This is a genomic window from Pseudomonas sp. AU12215 (assembly GCF_001675465.2).
Classification (GTDB): Bacteria; Pseudomonadota; Gammaproteobacteria; order Pseudomonadales; family Pseudomonadaceae; genus Pseudomonas; species Pseudomonas nitroreducens.
The window spans coordinates 51,249-72,019 of sequence record NZ_MACM02000174.1; the positions used below are offsets into that span (position 1 = coordinate 51,249).

The 20,771-nt window shown below is 65.9% G+C and carries 20 protein-coding genes and 1 other RNA gene; 13 read left to right on the forward strand and 8 right to left on the reverse strand.

The window, feature by feature from the left end; all coding sequences use genetic code 11:
* Positions 1–14: 14 nt before the first annotated feature.
* Positions 15–992 (reverse strand): NADPH:quinone oxidoreductase family protein, encoded by a 978-nt coding sequence (locus A9513_RS28770; RefSeq protein ID WP_065086212.1) that lies wholly within the window; start codon positions 990–992, stop codon positions 15–17.
* Between the two features lie 159 nt (positions 993–1,151).
* Here A9513_RS28770 and A9513_RS28775 point away from each other — a divergent pair, with 159 nt between their 5' ends.
* The 4 genes from A9513_RS28775 to A9513_RS28790 all read left to right on the forward strand — a co-directional run bounded on the left by A9513_RS28775 (position 1,152) and on the right by A9513_RS28790 (position 6,724).
* Positions 1,152–1,565: a flagellar basal body-associated protein FliL gene (locus A9513_RS28775; RefSeq protein WP_037013440.1), complete on the forward strand. Its 414-nt coding sequence runs from the start codon at positions 1,152–1,154 to the stop codon at positions 1,563–1,565.
* 228 nt (positions 1,566–1,793) lie between these two features.
* Positions 1,794–2,867 (forward strand): HlyD family secretion protein, encoded by a 1,074-nt coding sequence (locus A9513_RS28780; protein ID WP_024765750.1) that lies wholly within the window; start codon positions 1,794–1,796, stop codon positions 2,865–2,867.
* Positions 2,864–5,596: a ribosome-associated ATPase/putative transporter RbbA gene (gene rbbA / locus A9513_RS28785; RefSeq protein WP_065086213.1), complete on the forward strand. Its 2,733-nt coding sequence runs from the start codon at positions 2,864–2,866 to the stop codon at positions 5,594–5,596. The genes A9513_RS28780 and rbbA overlap by 4 nt, the downstream gene beginning before the upstream one ends.
* Positions 5,597–5,599: 3 nt before the next feature.
* Entirely contained in the window at positions 5,600–6,724 is a 1,125-nt protein-coding gene (locus A9513_RS28790) for an ABC transporter permease (RefSeq protein ID WP_024765748.1), read from the forward strand.
* Positions 6,725–6,807: 83 nt separating this feature from the next.
* Here A9513_RS28790 and A9513_RS28795 read toward each other — a convergent pair whose 3' ends face one another.
* Positions 6,808–8,700: a diguanylate cyclase gene (locus A9513_RS28795; protein WP_065086214.1), complete on the reverse strand. Its 1,893-nt coding sequence runs from the start codon at positions 8,698–8,700 to the stop codon at positions 6,808–6,810.
* A 44-nt stretch (positions 8,701–8,744) separates the two neighbouring features.
* Positions 8,745–9,206: an EVE domain-containing protein gene (locus tag A9513_RS28800; RefSeq protein ID WP_037013444.1), complete on the reverse strand. Its 462-nt coding sequence runs from the start codon at positions 9,204–9,206 to the stop codon at positions 8,745–8,747.
* A 308-nt stretch (positions 9,207–9,514) separates the two neighbouring features.
* Here A9513_RS28800 and A9513_RS36665 point away from each other — a divergent pair, with 308 nt between their 5' ends.
* The gene (locus A9513_RS36665; RefSeq protein ID WP_141678543.1) at positions 9,515–9,649 is read left to right on the forward strand and encodes a hypothetical protein; all 135 of its coding nucleotides are present in this window, start codon (positions 9,515–9,517) and stop codon (positions 9,647–9,649) included.
* Between the two features lie 24 nt (positions 9,650–9,673).
* Here A9513_RS36665 and A9513_RS28805 read toward each other — a convergent pair whose 3' ends face one another.
* The 4 genes from A9513_RS28805 to A9513_RS28820 all read right to left on the reverse strand — a co-directional run bounded on the left by A9513_RS28805 (position 9,674) and on the right by A9513_RS28820 (position 11,059).
* Positions 9,674–10,303, reverse strand: a complete 630-nt coding sequence (locus A9513_RS28805; protein WP_065086215.1) for a 5-formyltetrahydrofolate cyclo-ligase — start codon at positions 10,301–10,303, stop codon at positions 9,674–9,676.
* A gap of 9 nt (positions 10,304–10,312) precedes the next feature.
* Positions 10,313–10,491: non-coding RNA, 6S RNA (gene ssrS / locus A9513_RS28810), on the reverse strand.
* A gap of 32 nt (positions 10,492–10,523) precedes the next feature.
* Positions 10,524–10,853, reverse strand: coding sequence for a cell division protein ZapA (locus A9513_RS28815; RefSeq protein WP_024765744.1), 330 nt, complete (start codon positions 10,851–10,853; stop codon positions 10,524–10,526).
* Entirely contained in the window at positions 10,850–11,059 is a 210-nt protein-coding gene (locus tag A9513_RS28820; protein WP_017521390.1) for a TIGR02449 family protein, read from the reverse strand. The genes A9513_RS28815 and A9513_RS28820 overlap by 4 nt, the downstream gene beginning before the upstream one ends.
* A gap of 182 nt (positions 11,060–11,241) precedes the next feature.
* Here A9513_RS28820 and A9513_RS28825 point away from each other — a divergent pair, with 182 nt between their 5' ends.
* The 6 genes from A9513_RS28825 (at position 11,242) to A9513_RS28850 (ending at position 17,375) form a co-directional block, all read left to right on the forward strand.
* Positions 11,242–11,796 carry a UPF0149 family protein gene (locus A9513_RS28825; protein WP_024765743.1) on the forward strand — a complete coding sequence of 185 codons (555 nt, stop codon included), beginning with the start codon at positions 11,242–11,244 and terminating at the stop codon, positions 11,794–11,796.
* 8 nt (positions 11,797–11,804) lie between these two features.
* Complete coding sequence (pepP, locus tag A9513_RS28830) at positions 11,805–13,139, forward strand: Xaa-Pro aminopeptidase (RefSeq protein WP_024765742.1); 1,335 nt, start codon at positions 11,805–11,807, stop codon at positions 13,137–13,139.
* A 1-nt stretch (position 13,140) separates the two neighbouring features.
* Positions 13,141–14,325 (forward strand): 2-octaprenyl-6-methoxyphenyl hydroxylase, encoded by a 1,185-nt coding sequence (gene ubiH, locus A9513_RS28835; protein WP_065086216.1) that lies wholly within the window; start codon positions 13,141–13,143, stop codon positions 14,323–14,325.
* A gap of 4 nt (positions 14,326–14,329) precedes the next feature.
* Positions 14,330–14,812, forward strand: a complete 483-nt coding sequence (locus tag A9513_RS28840; protein WP_024765741.1) for a DUF4442 domain-containing protein — start codon at positions 14,330–14,332, stop codon at positions 14,810–14,812.
* A gap of 50 nt (positions 14,813–14,862) precedes the next feature.
* A complete protein-coding gene (locus tag A9513_RS28845; RefSeq protein ID WP_065086217.1) occupies positions 14,863–16,080 on the forward strand; it encodes a 2-octaprenyl-3-methyl-6-methoxy-1,4-benzoquinol hydroxylase in 1,218 nt (405 codons plus the stop codon).
* Between the two features lie 293 nt (positions 16,081–16,373).
* Positions 16,374–17,375, forward strand: coding sequence for an extracellular solute-binding protein (locus A9513_RS28850; RefSeq protein WP_065086218.1), 1,002 nt, complete (start codon positions 16,374–16,376; stop codon positions 17,373–17,375).
* A 16-nt stretch (positions 17,376–17,391) separates the two neighbouring features.
* On the opposite strand, the gene A9513_RS28855 is transcribed toward A9513_RS28850, so the two are convergent.
* Complete coding sequence (locus A9513_RS28855) at positions 17,392–17,730, reverse strand: hypothetical protein (protein WP_024765738.1); 339 nt, start codon at positions 17,728–17,730, stop codon at positions 17,392–17,394.
* Between the two features lie 176 nt (positions 17,731–17,906).
* Between A9513_RS28855 and A9513_RS28860 the strand changes: the two genes are divergently transcribed.
* Both A9513_RS28860 and gcvT read left to right on the forward strand, forming a co-directional pair.
* Complete coding sequence (locus A9513_RS28860; RefSeq protein ID WP_065086219.1) at positions 17,907–19,526, forward strand: iron ABC transporter permease; 1,620 nt, start codon at positions 17,907–17,909, stop codon at positions 19,524–19,526.
* Between the two features lie 112 nt (positions 19,527–19,638).
* On the forward strand, positions 19,639–20,721 hold the full coding sequence (gene gcvT, locus A9513_RS28865; RefSeq protein ID WP_024765737.1) for a glycine cleavage system aminomethyltransferase GcvT: 1,083 nt from the start codon (positions 19,639–19,641) through the stop codon (positions 20,719–20,721).
* Positions 20,722–20,771: the final 50 nt, after the last annotated feature.

Sequence of the window (20,771 nt, forward strand, 5' to 3'; positions counted from 1 at the left end):
GTCGCGGGCAGCGATCAGCGAACGGTCACCACCACCTTGCCCACGGCCTTGCGCTGGCCCAGGTGATTGATGGCATCGGCAGCCTTGTCCAGCGGGTAGGTCTGCGACACCAGCGGCTTGATCCTGCCTTCGGCGAACCAGGCGAACAGCTGCTGGAAGTTCGCCGCGTTGTCCTGCGGCTGGCGCTGGGCGAAGGAGCCCCAGAACACGCCGACCAGGGACGCGCCTTTGAGCAGGGTAAGGTTGGCCGGCAGCGACGGAATGGTGCCGCTGGCGAAGCCGACCACCAGCATGCGGCCGTTCCAGGCGATGGAGCGGAAGGCTTCCTCGAACAGGTCGCCGCCGACCGGGTCGTAGATCACGTCCACGCCCTGGCCGCCGGTGATTTCCTTGAGCTTGTCCTTCAGGCTGCCTTCGCTGTAGTTGATCAGCACGTCGGCACCGGCGGCCTTGGCCACTTCCAGCTTGGCTTCGCTGCTGGCGGCGGCGATTACCTTGGCGCCCATCGCCTTGCCGATTTCCACGGCAGCCAGGCCCACGCCACCGGAGGCGCCGAGCACCAGCAGGGTCTCGCCCGGCTGCAGGTTGGCGCGTTGCTTGAGTGCGTGCATGGAGGTGCCGTAGGTCATGCCGAAGGCAGCGGCGCTGGCGAAGTCCATGCCGTCGGGAATCGGCATCACGCTGTAGCCGGGCACCGCGACTTCCTCGGCGAAGCTGCCCCAGCCGGTCAGCGCCATCACGCGGTCGCCGGGCTTCACATGGGTGACTTTCTCGCCGACTGCGCCGACTACGCCGGCAGCCTCGCCACCCGGGGAGAACGGGAAGGGCGGTTTGAACTGGTATTTGCCCTCGATGATCAGCGTATCGGGGAAGTTAACCCCGGCGGCATGCACCTGCAGCAGGACTTCGTTCTTCTTCGGCTCGGGGCTGGCGATGTCTTCCAGCACCAGGGTTTCGGCGGGGCCGAAGGCTTTGCACAGCACGGCTTTCATTCGAAGTACTCCGTTGGCGGGTTCTTGTTTCCGAGTGGGGCAGTGTAGGAGTGCAGTGGCAGGGGGCAAATCACCATGGTCTGGGCTTATGCCCCGATATAGCTTGGGCGGCGGCGCGACTGTGGCTATCCTTTGCCCATCGAATCCGGAGACATCGCCTTGAGAGCTTTCCTCGCCCTGTTGCTGGTCCTTTCCTTCAGCCCCTTCGTCATCGCCTCCGAGTCCGAAGAGGCCAAGCCGGAAGACGCCAACAAGCCGGTCTTCGTCGACCTGACGCCGGCCCTGGTGGGTAACTACGGCAGCGGTCCGCGGCTGAAGTACTTCAAGGCCGACATCGCCCTGAAGGTCATCGGCAAGGAAGCGTCGGAGAAGGTCGAGCACCACGAGCCGCTGATCCGCAACCAACTGGTGATGCTGTTTGCCCAGCAAACGGATGAATCCCTCGGCAGCGTCGACGGCAAGGAAAAACTGCGTCAGGAAGCGTTGAAACAGGTGCAGACCGTGCTGCAGCAGGAAGAGGGCAAGCCACTGGTCGACGACCTGCTGTTCAACAATCTGATCGTCCAGCCCTGAGCGCTTCCAGGGGCGTCTGCATGAGCGCAACTCATCTGCGCACCGCAGGCGCTTCCGTTTTCCGGCTGCGGCCACTCGCCGCAATGCCGGTCTGAAAGTCCCGCCGTGCAAGGCGCATAGGAAATTTCCTCTGCGTGCCTGACCTGAATCAAACCCCATTTGCCGCCGGTCGCCGAACATCCCCTCATGATTCGCTCGAATTCGAGCGCCTGGACAAGGGGAAATCGGATGACAGGAAACGCAAAAAGCTGGCGCACCCGCGGTCTCGCGGTGCTGGTGGCGGCCGTGCTCGCCGCGCTGGCCTGGCAGACGTTCAAGCCGACCGGGCTGGGCCAAGGTTTTGCCAGCGGCAACGGACGCATCGAGGCCACCGAGGTGGACGTCGCGACCAAGCTCGCCGGGCGGGTGGCGGAAATCCTCGTGGACGAAGGCGACTTCGTGAAGACCGGCCAGGTCGTCGCGCGCATGGATACCCAGGTGCTCAAGGCCCAGCTGGCACAGGCCGAGGCCGAGGTGCGGCGGGCGCAGAACGCCAAGCTCACCGCCGAGTCCCTGGTGGCCCAGCGGCACAGCGAGAAGGCCACCGCCGAAGCCATGGTCGCCCAGCGCCAGGCCGAGCTCACCGCTGCGCAGAAGCGCTTCACCCGCACCGAGCAGCTGGTCAAGCGCAACGCCCTGCCGCAACAGCAACTCGACGATGACCGCGCTGCCCTGCAGAGCTCCCAGGCGGCGCTGGCCGCTTCGCGCTCCCAGGTCATCTCGGCTCAGGCCAGCATCGCTGCTGCCAGCTCCCAGGTAATCGAGGCGCAGTCGGCCATCGAGGCCGCCACTGCTAGCACCGTGCGCCTGCAGGCCGACATCGACGACAGCGACCTCAAGGCCCCGCGCAACGGCCGCGTGCAGTACCGCGTGGCGCAGCCGGGCGAGGTCCTGCCGGCCGGCGGCAAGCTGCTCAACATGGTCGACCTGGCCGATGTCTACATGACCTTCTTCCTGCCGTCCGGCCAGGCCGGCAAGGTCGAGCTGGGACAGGAAGTGCACCTGGTGATCGATGCGGTGCCGGAGTACGTGATCCCAGCCAAGGTGTCCTACGTCGCCAGCGTCGCGCAGTTCACGCCCAAGACCGTGGAGACTGCCAACGAGCGCGAGAAGCTGATGTTCCGCGTCAAGGCGCGCCTCGATCCGGGCCTGCTGGAGAAGTACATCACCTACGTGAAGACCGGCGTGCCGGGCATGGCCTATCTGCGCCTCGACCCGCAGGTGGAATGGCCGGCTGACCTGCAGATCAAGGTCCCGCAATGAGCGGCGCCGGCTGCGTGGCGCATCTCACCGGCGTCTCGCTGCGCTACGGCGAGACCCGCGCGGTGGACGACGTCAGCCTGGCAATCCCGGCCAACCGCATGGTCGGCCTGATCGGCCCGGATGGCGTCGGCAAGTCCAGCCTGCTGGCGCTGCTGGCCGGCGCGCGGAAGATGCAGGACGGCGAGATCCAGGTGCTCGGCGGCGACATGCGCGATGTGCGCCATCGCCGCGCCGTGTGCCCGCGCATCGCCTACATGCCGCAAGGCCTGGGCAAGAACCTCTACCCGACGCTCTCGGTGTTCGAAAACGTCGATTTCTTCGGTCGCCTGTTCGGCCACGACAAGGCCGAGCGCGAGCGGCGCATCGCCGATCTGTTGCAGAGCACCGGGCTGGCGCCTTTCGCCGAGCGGCCGGCGGGCAAGCTGTCCGGTGGCATGAAGCAGAAGCTCGGGCTGTGCTGCGCGCTGATCCATGACCCCGACCTGCTGATCCTCGACGAACCCACCACCGGTGTCGACCCGTTGTCGCGCAACCAGTTCTGGGAATTGATCGGCCGTATCCGCGCCGGTCGCGAAGGCATGAGCGTGCTGGTGGCCACCGCCTACATGGAGGAGGCCGAGCGCTTCGACTGGCTGGTGGCGATGGACGAGGGCAAGGTGCTCGCCACCGGGACGCCCGCCGAATTGCGCGAGCAGACATCGACGCAGAACCTCGAGGAGGCGTTCATTGCGCTGCTGCCCGAGAGCAAGCGAGCCGGCCACCACAAGCTGGTGATTCCCCCGCGTCCGCAGAATGACGGTGCAGCGCAGATCGCCATCGAAGCCGAGGGGCTGACCTGTCGCTTCGGCGATTTCGTCGCGGTGGACCATGTGAGCTTCCGCATCGAGCGTGGGGAAATCTTCGGCTTCCTCGGTTCCAACGGCTGTGGCAAGTCCACCACCATGAAGATGCTTACCGGCCTGTTGCCGGCCAGCGAAGGCACCTGCGCGCTGTTCGGCCAGCCGGTCAACGCCAACGATATGGAGACTCGCCGCCGTGTGGGCTACATGTCCCAGGCGTTCTCGCTGTACGCCGAGCTGACGGTGCTGCAGAACCTCGAACTGCACGCGAAACTCTTCCACCTTCCGGCCGACGAGATCGGCCCGCGCGTCGAGGAAATGCTCCAGCGCTTCGACCTCGGCAAGGTCCGCAACGAACTGCCCGACAGCCTGCCGCTGGGCATCCGCCAGCGCCTGTCGCTGGCCGTGGCGGTGATCCACAAGCCGGAAATCCTGATCCTCGACGAGCCCACCTCGGGTGTCGACCCGGTGGCCCGCGACGGCTTCTGGGAGCTGATGGTGGAGCTGTCGCGCAACGATGGCGTGACCATCTTCATTTCCACCCACTTCATGAACGAGGCCGAGCGCTGCGACCGCATCTCGCTGATGCACGCCGGCAAGGTGCTCGACAGCGAYACCCCGCAGGGGTTGATCGACAAGCGCGGCCTGCCCACGTTGGAAGCCACCTTCATCGCTTATCTGGAAGAAGCCGCCGGCAGCGCGCCAGTGCCGGAAACGGCACCTGCTCCAGAGCCGGCCACTGAATCCACGCGCTACAAGGGTAGCGATCGGTTCAGCTGGCTGCGCTTGTTCAGCTATGCGCGGCGCGAGGCCATGGAGCTGCGCCGCGACCCGATCCGCCTGACCCTGGCGCTGGTCGGCACGGCGCTGCTGATGTTCATCATCGGCTACGGCATCAACATGGACGTCGAGGATCTCACCTACGCGGTGCTCGACCGCGACCAGACCACCACCAGCCAGGCCTACGCGCTGAACATCGCCGGCTCGCGCTACTTCATCGAGAAGCAGGCGATCCAGGACCCGGACGATCTGGAGCGGCGCTTGCGCAGCGGCGACATCAGCCTGGCGGTGGAGATCCCGCCGAACTTCGGCCGCGACCTCAAGCGTGGCGCCGACCCGGCCATCGGCGTGTGGATCGACGGCGCCATGCCGACCCGCGCCAACACTGTGCTCGGCTACGTACAGGGGCTGCATGCCAGTTACCTCGCCGACAGGCAAAACGGCAACGCTGCTTCTACCGGTGCGGCGGCCAGCACCGAGGTGCGCTACCGCTACAACCCGGACGTGGAGAGCCTGAAAGCCATGGTGCCGGCGGTGATCCCGCTGCTGCTGATCATGATCCCGGCGATGCTCACCGCCCTGGGCGTGGTGCGCGAGAAGGAGCTGGGCTCGATCACCAACCTCTATGTCACGCCGGTCACGCGCCTGGAGTTCCTGCTGGGCAAGCAGCTGCCCTACATCGGCATGGGCATGATCAACTTCGTGCTGATGCTGGCGATGGCCGTGCTGCTGTTCCAGGTGCCGCTCAAGGGCAGCTTCCTCGCACTGCTGGTCGGCGCGTTCCTCTACGTGGTGACCAGCACGGGGCTGGGGCTGCTGCTTTCGACCTTCATGAAGAGTCAGATCGCCGCGGTGTTCGGTACGGCCATCGCCACCATGATCCCGGCGATCCAGTTCTCCGGGCTGATCCACCCGGTGTCGTCGCTGGAAGGCGCGGCGGCCTTTGTTGGCCAGCTTTATCCGACCTCGCACTTCCTCATCATCAGCCGGGGGGCCTTCTCCAAGGCACTGGGCTTCCCCGATCTGTGGGTCTACTACCTGCCGCTGGCAGCGATGATCGTGGTGCTGACGCTACTCAGCGTGGCCTGCCTGAAGAAGCAGGAGGACTGAGCCATGAAGAAGCTGTCGAACATCTTCAATCTCGGTATCAAGGAATTCCGCAGCCTGGGCCGCGACTACGCGATGCTGATCCTGATTGCCTGGGCCTTCACCCTGGGCGTCTACAGCTCCGCGACCGGCGTACCGGAAACCTTGCACCATGCGCCCATCGCCATCGTCGACGAGGACCAGTCGCAGCTCTCCTCGCGCATCGTCAACGCCTTCCAGCCGCCGTATTTCCGCACGCCGGAGATGATCGGCCACGCGGAGATGGACCGGGGCATGGACGTCGGCCTGTACACCTTCACCCTGGACATCCCGCCGGACTTCCAGCGTGACGTGCTGGCCGGGCGGCAGCCGGCGATCCAGGTCAACGTCGATGCGACGCAGACCGGCCAGGCCTTCTCGGGCGCCGGCTACATCCAGAACATCGTCGGTACCGAGGTGCGCGAATTCGTCAGCCGCTACCGCGCCGAGGCAGCGATGCCGGCGGAGCTGGCGGTGCGCATGGAGTTCAACCCGAACCTGACCCAGGCCTGGTTCGGCGCGGTGATGGAGGTGATCAACCAGATCACCATGCTGTCGATCATCCTCACCGGCGCGGCATTGATCCGCGAACGCGAGCACGGCACGGTGGAACACCTGCTGGTGATGCCGCTGACCGCCTTCGAGATCATGATGGCCAAGGTCTGGTCCATGGGTACCGTGGTGCTGGTGGCGGCGGCCATTTCGCTGCAACTGGTGGTGCGTGGCTGGCTGGACGTGCCGATCAGCGGTTCGGTGGGACTGTTCCTGCTGGGCGCGGCGTTGCACCTGTTCGCCACCACGTCCATGGGCATCTTCCTTGGCACCGTGGCTCGCTCGATGCCGCAGCTGGGGTTGCTGGTGATCCTCACCCTGATGCCGTTGCAGATCCTCTCCGGCGGCACCACGCCACGCGAGAGCATGCCGGAGCTGGTGCAAACCATCATGCTGGCGGCGCCGACCACGCACTTCGTCAGTCTGGCCCAGGCGATTCTTTATCGTGGGGCCGACCTGTCCATCGTCTGGCCACAGCTGCTGGCCATCGTCGGTATCGGCGCGGCGTTCTTCGCGGGCGCCTTGTGGCGCTTCCGCCGGACCATCGGGCAGATGGCCTGACGGAGTCACAGAGCCGGCTTTCTCTGTAGCGGCTGGTCTCCCTCAGGGAGAGGCAGCCGTACGCTGCGGCTGATGCAAAGGGGTCATCCTGCGCCGAACGGTCCCCTCTCCCTGAGCGAGAGGGGCAGGGCGAGGGGCTCTTCCAGCGGCCAAACGCACGTCTGATTCCGCCCCTTGTGCTTGGCCGCATACAACGCCTGGTCGGCCTGCGCGATCAACTGGTCCGGCTCGGTGTCCTGCCCCGGCGTGGCGATGGCCAGGCCGATACTCATCGTCAGTCGCCCCAGCTCTGCGGCGGGGTGTGCGATGCCCATCTCGGCGACCCGCCGATGAATGCGCGCAGCGACGTGGCTGGCGCCTTCCAGGCCGGTGTCGGTAAGAATGATGACGAACTCCTCGCCGCCGTAACGGCAGGCCACGTCGCCCTCGCGCTGCAAACATTCCTGCAGGCAACTGGCGAGGCGCCGCAATGCGTCGTCGCCGGCCAGGTGGCCGAGGCAGTCGTTGAAGCGCTTGAAGTGGTCAACGTCGAGCATCAGCACCGCCAGCGGCGCATCGGCCCGGCGCAGGCGGCGCCATTCGCTCTGCAACTGACGGTCGAAGTAGCGGCGGTTGTACAACCCGGTCAGCCCGTCCTGCTGTGACAGCTTCTGCAACTGTGCCTCGAGCTGCAGGCGCTCGCTGTTATCGCGGGCCACGGCGATCAGGTAGTCGCGGTCGCCCTGGTGGATCAGCTGGGTATTGATCTCCGCCGGCTGCAGGCTGCCGTCGCGGCGCTGCATCTCGCGCTGGAAGATCATCGACAGATTCAGTCGGTGTGCCTGCTGTACCAGCTGGATCCAGGCGTGGAAACCGGGGATCAGCCGTTCGGGGTCATCGCGCAGCAGGTGGCGGAACTCATCGGCGCTGTAGCCCAGAGCATTGTAGGTAGCGCGGTTCATGTGCAGCAGCTCGCGGTGCTGCAGATCGAAGATGAATAGCGCGTCGCGACTGGAGTCGGTGAGGTCCAGCGCCAGCTGCAGGCGTTCGCGGCTCTCGTGCAGGGTGGCCTCGACGGACTGGCGCTGTTCCGCCTCCTGGTTGAGCAGCTGGTTGCTGGCGCTCAGGGCGGTGGCGCGGCGGGCGTTCTCTCGAGCGAGGAACAGCGCTGCCACCAGCAGGAGGCTGATCGCGACGCCGCCGCCAAAAACCACCAGCGGCAACGGCGAGGACAGTGACCTGACCAGTTGCGCCGTCGGGCTGAGTTCCAGTTCGAAGCTGCGGTTGTTGAGCAGGCGCAGCGGTACGCGCAGGGTCTGCTCGGCATCGCTGTCGGGCTGCTCGCGCACGTAGAGCGGGCGGCCATGCTCCAGCAGACGGACGGAAAAAAGCTGGTTGTCGAGTTGTTGCAGCAGGTTGTCCATGAGGTTGCCGACGCGAAATACACCCTGCATGAACCCGTCGAATTGCAGCTCATTGTCCGCGCCACGGATGAATACCGGTGTATACAGTACGAAGCCGCGGCCGCCCTGGAGCAGCTCCACACTGTCGCTCAGGCGCGGCTTGCCGCTGTTGCGGGCAGCGATGGCGGTTTCGTAGTTGGGGTGACGGTCGGTGAGGTGGAAGCCCAGCGCCGCCTCGTTGCCTTGCAAGGGTTCCAGCCAGCGGATGCGCAGGTCCGGCCCTGACCACTGAATCGACTGGTAGCCGGGGAAGCTGCGCACGTAGAAGCGTGCATCCAACTCCCATTCGGCACGGGGCATGCGGCCGTGGTGGGTCCACAGTTGGGCAAGCAGGTCCAGGCCTTGGACCTGCTCGTGAAGGTTGGCTTCCAGCTGGTGCGCCAGGCTGCGCCCCTGGTAGACCAGGCGCTCCTGCACGCGTTGGCGTTCGCTGCTCGCCAACTCCTTGCCCAGCCAGGCGCTGGCGAGCAGGAGCACGCAGAGCAGACCGCCAAGCCCGAGATAGGTAGCGAGAGAGGACTGAAGGCGGCGCATACGGCGAATTCCGGGGGCTTCAGTAACCTAATAGCACAATGCCTCTACTTGCGCGCCAGGCCGACGACGATCGCCCACTGTTCGGCGGTGACCGGCATCACCGACAGGCGGCTGCCCTTCTGCACCAGGGGCATTTCTTCCAGTCCCGCCTGGGCTTTCAGGGTGCCCAGTGGCAAGACCGACGCGAAGGCCTCGACAAAGCCTACGTCGCGAGCTGTCCACGGATTCTTCTGCTCGCTGGCCTTGGGGTCGTGGTAGTGGCTTTTCGGGTCCAGTGCGGTCGGGTCCGGGTAGGCCTCTCCTTGAATCTCAGCAATGCCGGCAATGCCCGGCTCCGGGCAACTGGAGTGGTAGAAGAAGAACAGATCGCCCGGCTGCATGCTGCGCATGAAGTTGCGTGCCTGGTAGTTGCGCACCCCGTCCCAGCGCGCGGACTTCAGGCGCTGGAGGTCGTGGATCGAAAGTTCGTCGGGCTCGGATTTCATCAGCCAGTAAGCGCGTGCCATCCGCGAGGGTCTCCTTGTGCGTGGCGGGTCGTGATCGCTTTTTATTAAAGATAGGTGTTTCCCTGCGACAAGCTGCCGGCTCGCCGGAAACAAAATGTAGGACGAATATGTAGGAATATCGGCATGAACATTGCCTGAAAGTGCCGGGAGTTTCGGGGGTGGCCGATCCTCCGACGACCGGTTGGCGCCAGAATTGCGAGACGCCCTGCATTGTCGGAAAATGCCGCCGTTTTTAGCTTGGCCTGCCGGACGGACCAAAAACCACCGCCGGCCGTCATGAACAATTGCCTGGAAGGGGGAGGCAATCGATGAAGCGCAAGCCTGATCTTTTGTGGGTGTTGGTAATACTTTTCGGTCTGGGTGTCGTCACGACCGGTTACACCCAGAGCCTGTGGGAACAACGCCAGGGCAACGCCCCGGTGAAGGTCACCCAGCAGCCCTGATTCGCCGGGGCGCTATCGAGACGGCTATCGCAAGGACCGCGATGCCGTAGCGAGACGGCCATACCAGCCGCCATCCGTCACAATGCCCATCAGCGGCACATCCCAGCTCGCCAGCTCCAGCTTATCGACCTTCTGGCATTCATGCGCCAGGCCCAAAAGCGTCGGTTTCTGCCAATTTTTGCGCATTCCCAGGTAGGCCAGGGTCCGGTCGTAGAACCCCTTGCCCATGCCCAGCCGGCCGCCTTGCGGATCGAAGCCCACCAGTGGCAGCAACAGCAGGTCCAGCGCCCAGGCCGGGCGTTGGCGCCGGCGGTCGGCCTGCGGTTCGGCGATGTCGAAGCGATTGCGTACCCAGCGCTCACCAATGCCGACCTGCTGGAAGGTCATGTGCGTGCGTGGCCAGTCCGAGAGCACTGGCAGGTAGGTCGCCTTGCCATGCTGCTGCGCAGCCTTCATCAGGGGACGCGGGTCGATCTCGCCGTCAGCCGGCAGATACAACGCAATGTGCTTGGCCCGGCGAAACAGCGGATGTTGCGCAAGCTGGCGGTACAGGGCCTGGGCGGCGAGGCGTTGCTGAAGGGGCGTGAGTGCGCGTCTGGCCTGGCGCAGCTGGCGGCGCAGGGCAGGGCGGGAAAGACCATCAGAATGGATCATGGAAGGGTAAAGCTCCCCGGACATGCCGCTGTCGGGTTAGCCCTTGAACCCGAGAGTTCAAGGTGGTGGTTGCAGTAGGCTTTAAGGCTTTCCGTCGTGCGGACATGCACACCAGCCCAACTGGCAACCCCCGTTGTTGCAATTATCGGCTCAGGGACATCACCGACTGGCCAACACACCAGGGAGCGAGACGGATTATACCCCAAGGAAATTTCCGGGGTCAGACTTCACCCTGCTCTTTATCGGTGGTAAGGGGTTCGGTCGTCAGTGCACGGTCCACGCGTTCGAGCAGTTCACGCACGCGCTCGCGGGTGGAACCGCTGTCCTGCTCGACGCGCTCCTGCTTGTGCAGCAGGTCGTGGGTGATGTTCAGGGCGGCCATCACCGCGACGCGGTCGGCACCGATCACCTTGCCGCTGGAGCGGATCTCGCGCATCTTGCTGTCCAGATAGCGCGCGGCGCTTTCCAGGTTGACGCGCTCGTCCGGAGGGCAGGCGATGCAGTACTCCTTGTCGAGGATTTGGACGTTCAGGGTATTCGACTGGCTCATGAGTCCTGCTCCAGGGCTTTAAGACGCAAAATCATCGCTTCGACCTTCTGCCGAGCCAAATCGTTCTTCTCGATCAGATGGGCGCGTTCTTCCCGCCAGCTTTTCTCGTTCGCCCGCAGCAGCCGGTTCTCGGCCTTGAGCTGTTCCAGGCGCTGGAGCAGCAGGTCGAACTTGGCGATCAGCGCGTGCAGGTCGGCGTCTTCCATGGGCTCTCGCTTGGGAGTTGCTTAAGTAATCGAGAACTATATAGGACTGCCGTGGGGGTGGGTCAACGCACGGCGGCCCGACGAGTCGTCACATGGTCTTGCGGTGTGCGCCGGTGCTAGGATAACGGACCCTATTCTATGCGCGGCGCCTGATGGCGCCTAGCCGTCACCCGGGTTCGATCATGTCCACTTCCAGCTCCGCCTACACCGCTTTCGCCGCCCTGCTTGCCGAGGCTGCCCTGCCCATTTCCCCTGCCGAACTGCACGGCCACCTGCTCGGTCGCGTCTGCGCCGGCAGTGGCTTCGACCAGGCAGAATGGCTGCAGGCCGCCAGCGACCTGCTCGGGGGCGAGCCGGGCGAACGCCTGAGCGCGGCCCTCGGCGGCCTGCTGGGCATGGTCCAGCAGGACTTCAGCCAGGGCGAGATGGCCGTGGTGCTGATGCTGCCCAACGACGACGCGCCGCTGGCCGAGCGCGCCGTGGCCCTGGGCCAGTGGTGCCAGGGCTTCCTCGCGGGCTTCGGCCTGGCGCTGCGTGCCCCCAGCCTGTCGGACGAAGCCGACGAAGTGCTGCAGGACATCGCCGCCATCGCCCAGGTCGGCGGCCAGCTGGAAGAATCCGAAGATGGCGAGGCCGACTACATGGAAGTGCAGGAATACCTGCGCGTGGCCCCGCTGCTGCTGTTCTCCGAATTCGGCAAGGTGCCGGCACCGGCCGAGAAACCCTCCCTGCATTGAGGTCGCGCATGATCCGTATCGCCAAGTCGGAATACGCCCGTCGTCGCAAGGCGCTGATGGCGCAGATGGAACCCAACAGCATCGCCATTCTCCCGGCGGCGCCGATGTACATCCGCAACCGCGACGTCGAGCACGTCTACCGCCAGGACAGCGACTTCCAGTACCTCACCGGCTTCCCCGAGCCGGAAGCGGTGCTGGCGCTGATTCCCGGTCGCGAGCACGGCGAGTACGTGCTGTTCTGCCGCGAGCGCGATCCGGAGCGTGAACTCTGGGATGGCCTGCGCGCTGGCCAGGACGGTGCCATCGGCACCTTCGGCGCCGACGATGCCTTCCCCATCGGCGATATCGACGACATCCTGCCGGGCCTGATCGAAGGCCGCGACCGCGTGTATTACGCGCTGGGCGCCAACCAGGAGTTCGACCGTCGTCTGATGGACTGGATCAACGTGATCCGCTCCAAGGCGCGCCAGGGTGCGCAGCCGCCGAACGAGTTCGTCGCCCTCGACCACCTGCTGCACGACCAGCGCCTGTACAAGAGCGCCGGTGAGGTGAAGGTGATGCGCTACGCCGCGGAAGTCTCCGCCGGCGCCCATATCCGCGCCATGCAGGCCTGCCGTCCGGGACTTTACGAGTACCACCTGGAAGCCGAGCTGGAATACGCCTTCCGCCTGGGCGGCGCGAAGATGCCGGCCTACGGCTCCATCGTCGCCGCCGGCCGCAACGCCTGCATCCTGCATTACCGGGAGAACGACGCACAGATCAAGGATGGCGACCTGATCCTGATCGACGCCGGGTGCGAGATCGACTGCTACGCCAGCGACATCACCCGCACCTTCCCCGCCAGCGGCGTGTTCAGTCCCGAGCAGAAGGCCATCTACCAACTGGTGCTGGACGCGAACATGGCCGCGTTCGACTACATCGCCCCCGGCCGCCACTGGAACGAAGCCCACGAGGCCACCGTGCGGGTCATCACCGCCGGACTGGTGGAACTGGGCCTGCTCAAGGGCGACGTCGACGAGCTGATCGAGCGCGAAGCCTACAAGGCCTTCTACATGCACCGTGCCGGCCATTGGCTGGGCATGGACGTGCACGACGTCGGCGAATACCGCGTCGGCGGCGAATGGCGCGTGCTCGAACCGGGCATGGCGATGACCGTCGAACCGGGTATCTACATCGCCCCGGACAACACCGACGTGCCGAAGAAGTGGCGCGGCATCGGCGTGCGCATCGAGGACGACGTGGTGGTGACCAAGACCGGCTGCGAAGTGCTGACCAACGGCGTGCCGAAAACCGTTGCCGAGATCGAAGCGCTGATGGCCGAAGCCAAGGCCCAGGCCGCCTGACATGCAACGTACGCAACTGGCCATCATCGGTGGCGGACTCGTCGGCGCGAGCCTTGCGCTGATTCTCCAGGCCGGCGCCCGCGTGCGCGGCTGGCAGATCGTGCTGGTCGAGCCCTTCGCCCCTGGCGACGCCTACCAGCCGAGCTATGACGCGCGCTCCTCGGCGCTGTCCTTCGGCAGCCGGCAGGTCTACGAGCGCCTGGGGCTCTGGCAGCAGATCGCTCAGCGTGCCGAGCCCATCACCCAGATCCATGTGTCCGACCGCGGCCGCTTCGGCGCCGCGCGCCTGACCGCGGTGGAAGAGGGCGTTCCGGCGCTGGGCTACGTGGTCGAGAACGCCTGGCTCGGCCAATGCCTGTGGCATGCGCTGGACCCGGAAGTGGTGAGCTGGCGCTGCCCGGCCGAAGTACGCCGGATGGACGCCCTGAGCGATGGCTACCGCCTGACCCTGGACGACGACTCGCAGCTGGATTGCGACCTCGCCGTGCTGGCCGATGGCGGCCGTTCCGGCCTGCGCGAGCAACTGGGCATCAACGTGCGTTCCTCGTCCTATGGGCAGACCGCGCTGATCGCCAACGTCAGCCCGTCCGAGGCCCATCGTGGCCAAGCCTTCGAACGCTTCACCGAAAACGGCCCGCTGGCCCTGCTGCCGCTGCCGGAAAACCGCTGCGCGCTGGTCTGGACCCGCAATGGCCGTGACGCCGAGCGCCTGCGCGAGCTACCCGACGCGGCCTTTCTCGTCGAATTGCAGGACGCCTTCGGCTACCGCCTGGGCACCCTGCGCCAGGTTGGCGTGCGCCATGGCTACCCGCTGAGCCTGACCGAGGCCGACGAACAGATTCGCCCGCACCTCGTGGTGCTGGGCAACGCAGCCCACAGCTTGCATCCCATTGCCGGGCAGGGTTTCAACCTGTCGCTGCGCGATGCCAAGGCACTGGGCGACCGCCTGCTGCAGGAAGACGCTGCGCCGGGCGATTTCTCCGTACTGCAGCGTTACCTGGACGGCCAGCGTCTCGACCAGCAGATGACCGTCGGCTTCTCCGACCGCGTCACCCGCCTGTTCTCCAACGACCAGCCGTTGCTGGCCACCGGCCGCAACATCGGCCTGCTCGGCCTTGACTTGCTGCCGCCGGCCAAACGCTGGTTCGCCCGCCAGGCCATGGGCCTGGGCGCCCGGCCGGTCTGATTCGATGGATTCTCGCAAAAGCGCCCGCCGCGCCCGTCTGCTGCGTTTCGGCCTGAACCTTTACCCGCCGTATCTCGGCGCCGGGGTGCGGGTGCGCCATATCAGCGCGGACTTTCGCGAGGTGCGGGTGAAGATGGGCCTGAACCTGTTCAACCGCAATTACGTTGGAACCCAGTTCGGCGGCAGCCTGTACAGCATGACTGACCCCTTCTTCATGCTGATGCTGATGGAGAACCTGGGGCGCGAGTACATCGTCTGGGACAAGGCTGCCAACATCGAATTCGTCAGCCCCGGCAAGGGGCCGGTGTACGCCGAGTTCCGCATCGACCAGCACCTGCTCGACGAAATCCGCGCGCAGACCGCTGGGGGTGAGAAGTACCTGCCGCGCCTGCATGCTGAAGTGCGTGACGGCGAAGGCACCCTGGTGGCGCGGGTGCAGAAGACCCTCTACGTCCGGCTCAAGCCGCGCGCGCGGCAGGCCGCTTGAATTTCGATGCCCGTGCCCTTGCTGCGCGGGCCGCTGAAGAAGGAACGCACATGCACGCGGATCTGGTAATCGTCGGGGCGGGAATGGTCGGCAGTGCGCTGGCCCTGGCCCTGGAAGGCAGCGGGCTGGATATCCTGCTGCTGGACGGCTCGCCGCTGAGCGTCGCGCCGTTCGACCGCGAAGCGCCCTTCGAGCCGCGTGTCAGTGCGCTGTCCGAGGCCAGCCGGCGGATTCTCCAGCGCCTGCACGCCTGGGACGGCATCGCCGCGCGCCGCGCCGAACCTTACCGCGAGATGCAGGTGTGGGACGGCTCCGGCACCGGGCAGATCCACTTCAGCGCCGCCAGCGTGCATGCCGAGATGCTTGGCCATATCGTCGAGAACCGCGTGGTGCAGGACGCCCTGCTGGAGCGCCTGCACGAGTCCGCACTCGGCTTGCTGCCTAACGCGCGCCTGGAGCAACTGCGCCATTCCGGCGACGACTGGCTGCTGACCCTCGCCGATGGCCGCGAGATCCGCACGCCGCTGGTGGTCGCCGCCGACGGTGCGAATTCCGCCGTGCGCCGCCTGGCCGGCTGCGCCACCCGCGAGTGGGATTACCTGCATCACGCCATCGTTACCAGCGTACGTTGCGAGAAGCCGCACGAGGCCACCGCCTGGCAGCGCTTCACCGACGACGGCCCGCTGGCCTTCCTGCCGCTGGCGAAGGAGGGCGACGCGCACTGGTGTTCGATTGTCTGGTCGACTACCCCCGAGCAAGCCGAGAAGCTCATGGCGCTGGACGACGACGGCTTCTGCAAGGCGCTCGGGCTCGCCTTCGAGCACCGCCTGGGCGCCATCGAACACGCCGATCGCCGGCTGTGCATCCCGCTGCGCCAGCGCCACGCGAAACGCTATGTGGAGCCGGGGCTGGCGCTGATCGGCGATGCCGCGCACACCATCCACCCACTGGCCGGGCAGGGCGTGAACCTGGGCTTCCTGGATGCCGCGGTGCTCGCCGAGGTGATCGAGCATGCCCACGCCCGTGGCGAGAACATCGCCGAGGAACGCGTGCTGAGCCGCTTCGAACGTCGTCGTATGCCGCACAACCTGGCCATGATGGCGGCGATGGAAGGCTTCCAGCGCCTGTTCCAGGCCGACCCGCTGGCGGTACGCTGGCTGCGCAACGCCGGGTTGCGGCTGGTGGACAAGCACCATGAGGCGAAAGGTGTGTTTGTGCGGCAGGCGCTGGGGCTGTCGGGGGATTTGCCGGGCTTGGCGCGGGTTTAATCACGGCGACCTGCGGTCCCCCTCACCCTAACCCTCTCCCGTAGGGAGAGGGGACTGATCGGCGCGAGCTGGGCGTTCAGAGATCGCCGGCGGGCTCCGTGATACCCGCAGACGTCGGCCGGCTCCCTCTCCCTCTGGGAGAGGGCTGGGGTGAGGGGCTCTTGCCTTGCGCCCCGATCGCCCCGCGACCCCAAACCACACCCTCCCGAAACACCCCGACACAAACGCGCCCCTCAGTAGCAAATGAGGTTCCTTATCATTTGCGGGATTTCTTCTCCGCAAAGGACACGCTCATGCTCGCGCGCAAAGGTCTTATCGCCACCCTCCTGCTGGCTGCCCTCGGTAGCACCGCCCAGGCCGCCGACGAAGTGGTGGTCTATTCCTCGCGCATCGACGAGCTGATCAAACCGGTGTTCGACGCCTATACCGAAAAGACCGGGGTGAAGATCAAGTTCATCACCGACAAGGAAGCGCCACTGATGGCGCGGATCAAGGCCGAAGGCGCCAACACCCCGGCCGACCTGCTGCTCACCGTGGATGCCGGCAACCTCTGGCAGGCCGAGAAGATGGGCATCCTGCAGCCCTTCGATTCGCCGACCCTGGACGCGAACATCCCGCCGCAGTACCGCTCCGGCACCGACAGCTGGACCGGCCTGTCGCTGCGCGCACGGACCATCGCCTATTCGACCCAGCGGGTGAAGCCCGAGGAACTGTCGACCTATGAGGAACTGGCTGATGCGAAATGGGAAGGCCGCCTGTGCCTGCGGACCGCGAAGAAGGTCTACAACCAGTCGCTGACCGCCACCCTGATCGAGACCCATGGCGCCGAGAAGACTGAGGAAATCCTCAAGGGCTGGGTGAACAACCTGGCTACCGATGTGTTCTCCGACGATAACGCGCTGCTGCAGGCCATCGCCGCTGGCCAGTGCGACGTCGGCATCGTCAACACCTACTACTACGGGCGCATGCACAAGGACAACCCGCAGCTGCCGGTGAAGCTGTTCTGGCCGAACCAGGGCGACCGGGGCGTGCACGTCAACCTGTCGGGCATCGGCCTGACCAAGTACGCGCCGCACCCGGAAGAAGCCAAGAAGCTGGTGGAATGGATGACCGGCGCGGAAGCCCAGGCGCTGTTCGCCGGCATCAACCAGGAGTTCCCGGCCAACCCGAAGGTTGCACCGTCGCAGGAAGTGGCCGCCTGGGGTGAGTTCAAGGCCGACAGCATTCCGGTGGAGATCGCCGGCAAGCGCCAGGCCGAAGCGATCAAGCTGATGGACCGCGCCGGCTGGAACTGATGGAAGCGCTGGCGCCTTACTGGCTGTCGGCGTCGCCCTTGTGATCCACTGAAAGCGCCTTGCCGTTCTCCGCCAGCAGGCAGATGAACTGGCCGTCCGACTGGTCGCCGCGGCGCAGTTGGGCGGTCAGGCGCTTGCTGGCGTGCTGCCCGTCCACCTCGCCGTCGTAGGCCTCTTCGCGGATCGACGAGGGCTCCACCCAGGTCTGCTGCCAGCGCTCCTGTACTTGCGGATTCTCGGCCAGGAGCGTCATTGCCATTTGCAGGCAGGCCTCCATGGGAGTGGGCTCGTCGGCCTGAACGGCGCCGCACAGTGTCAGAAGCAGCAGTCCGCAGAGAGAGCGAGGGGAGGACATGGGCTTTTTCCTTGGCAGGTTGGAATGGCAAAGTGGCGGATTCGACCGCACTAGCTTGAGCTTTATCCCTGTCGCATGAGGATCAGGCGAATTCGATACCAATGAGGGAAGTTGCCGTCAGTTCTTCGGTGACATTTCCTGCGAACACCGGCTGATCTCCTGGAATAACGCAACGCATGCGCACCCACCGCTGGACCTCCATCACCTTTGCCGTCGCCACCCTGGTTTTGCTGCCCATCAGCGTCCTGCTGCTGAGCTGGGCGGAAATCGACCGCGAAATCTGGTCGCACCTGTGGGAAACCCAGATGACGCGCCTGCTGGGCAATACCCTGGTGCTGGTGGCCGGCGTAGGGGTGGGCGTGACCGTGCTCGGCGTCAGCCTTGCCTGGCTCACCAGTCTCTGCGAATTCCCCGGCCGACGCTGGCTGGACTGGGCGCTGATGCTGCCCTTCGCGGTGCCGGCCTATGTGCTGGCGTTCGTCTTCGTCGGCCTGCTGGATTTCTCCGGCCCCGTGCAGACGCTGCTGCGCGAGGGGTTCGGCAGCGGCCTGCGGCTGCCGCGCGTGCGCTCCACCGGCGGCGTGATCACCGTGCTGGTGTTGGTCTTCTACCCCTACGTCTATCTGCTCGCGCGCACCGCCTTCCTCGCCCAGGGGCGCGGCCTGACGGAGGCGGCGCGGGTGCTTGGCCTGTCGCCCCTGGCCGCCTTCTGGCGCGTCGCCCTGCCCATGGCGCGGCCGGCCATCGGCGCCGGGCTGGCGCTGGCGATCATGGAAACCCTGGCGGATTTCGGTACCGTGTCGGTGTTCAACTTCGACACCTTCACCACCGCCGTCTACAAGACCTGGTACGGCTTCTACAGCCTCTCCAGCGCCACCCAGCTGGCCAGCCTGCTGTTGCTGTTCGTCATGCTGGTGCTGCTGGGCGAGCGCCACAGCCGCGGCCGCAGCGGTGTGCCCAACGAGCGCCCGCGTGGTGCGGCGCTGTATCGGCTGCGTGGCTGGAAGGCCTTCGCCGCCAGCGCCTGGTGCCTGCTGGTATTCGCCTGCGCCTTCGTCATCCCGGTGCTGCAACTGGTGGTGTGGGTCTGGCAGAAAGGGCGTTTCGACCTCGACGAGCGCTACTGGGGGTTGATCCTCCACAGCCTGTACCTGGGTGGTTTCGCTGCACTGATCACGGTGGCCGTCGCGCTGTTGCTGGCCTTCGCCCGGCGGCTGTCGCCAACGCCCGCGGTGCGCTCGGCAATCGGCATCTCCAATCTGGGCTATGCGCTGCCCGGCTCGGTGCTGGCGGTGGCGATCATGCTGGCGTTCAGCTGGCTGGATAACCATGCGGTAATTCCGCTGTCCAGCGCCCTGGGCGGCGCCGGCAAGCCCTTGCTGTTGGGCAGCCTCGGGGCGCTGCTGGTCGCCTACCTGATCCGTTTCATGGCCGTGGCCTACAACCCGTTGGAAGGTGCGCTGGCGAGGATTCGACCTTCGCTACCGGAAGCTTCCCGCAGCCTGGGCATCGGCGGAGCGGGGTTGTTCTTCCGCGTCTACCTGCCGCTACTGGTGCCCGGAGCCTTGAGTGCCGCGCTACTGGTGTTCGTCGACGTGCTCAAGGAAATGCCCGCGACCCTGCTGATGCGTCCGTTCGGCTGGGACACCCTGGCCGTGCGCGTCTTCGAGATGACCAGCGAAGGCGAGTGGGCGCGCGCCGCGCTGCCGGCGCTGACGCTGGTGTTGGTGGGACTGTTCCCGGTGATCGGGCTGATCCGTCGCTCGGCGCGACCGACCGGTTCTGTGCGGCCCTGAGAATCGGCCGTCGGACAAGCTGTCCAGAGTCCGGTCATGCGACTACAATGCGCGCGTTTCGTGCGGGCCGTACTCGCGCTCCGCACCCGCCTCGCCCGGAAGGAGAACACCCATGGGACAGCGCACGCCGCTCTATGATTTGCACGTCGCCCTCGGCGCCAAGATCGTCGATTTCGGCGGTTGGGACATGCCGTTGCACTACGGTTCGCAAGTCGAAGAGCACCACCAGGTACGTCGCGATTGCGGCGTGTTCGACGTTTCCCACATGACCGTGGTCGACGTCACCGGTCCGCAGGCCAAGGAATACCTGCAGCGACTCCTGGCCAACGATGTCGAACGACTGCAGGTTCCGGGCAAGGCGCTGTACAGCGGCATGCTCAACGAGCGTGGCGGCGTGGTCGACGACCTGATCGTCTACCTCGGCGTGTACGGCTACCGCGTGGTGGTCAACGCCTCGACCCGCGACAAGGACATGGCCTGGATGCAGGCGCATACCGAGGGCTTCGACGTCACCCTGACCGAACGTCCCGATCTCGCGATGCTGGCCGTCCAGGGCCCCAACGCCCGCGAGAAGACTGCCGAGCTGGTTACTCCCGCCCGCGCCGCGCTGATCCGCGAGCTCAAGCCCTTCCAGGGCAAGGCCGACGGTGACTGGTTCATCGCCCGCACCGGCTACACCGGCGAGGACGGCCTGGAAATCATGCTGCCGGCCCTTGAAGCGCCGGGCTTCCTGAATGACCTGGTCGGTGCCGGTATTTCCCCGGCAGGCCTGGGCGCGCGCGATACCCTGCGCCTGGAAGCCGGGATGAACCTCTACGGCCAGGACATGGACGAAGACGTCACCCCGCTGGCCGCCAACATGGGCTGGACCATCGCCTGGGAACCCGAAGGCCGCGACTTCATCGGCCGCAAGGCCCTGGAAGCGCAGAAAGCCGCCGGCGATGCGCCCAAGCTGGTCGGCCTGGTGCTGGAAGAGCGCGGCGTGCTGCGCGCCCACCAGGTGGTCCGCGTCGCCGGCGTCGGCGAAGGCGAGATCACCAGCGGCAGCTTCTCCCCGACGCTCGGCAAATCCATCGCCCTGGCCCGTGTGCCGGCGGCCACCGGCGATCGCGCCGAGGTGGAGATCCGTGGTAAGTGGTACCCGGTTCGCGTCGTTCAGCCGAATTTCGTGCGTCATGGCAAAGCCCTGATCTAAATTGCATAGGGCGGCATTGCCGCCCGTCGCCCAGTCCTCGAGGAACAACA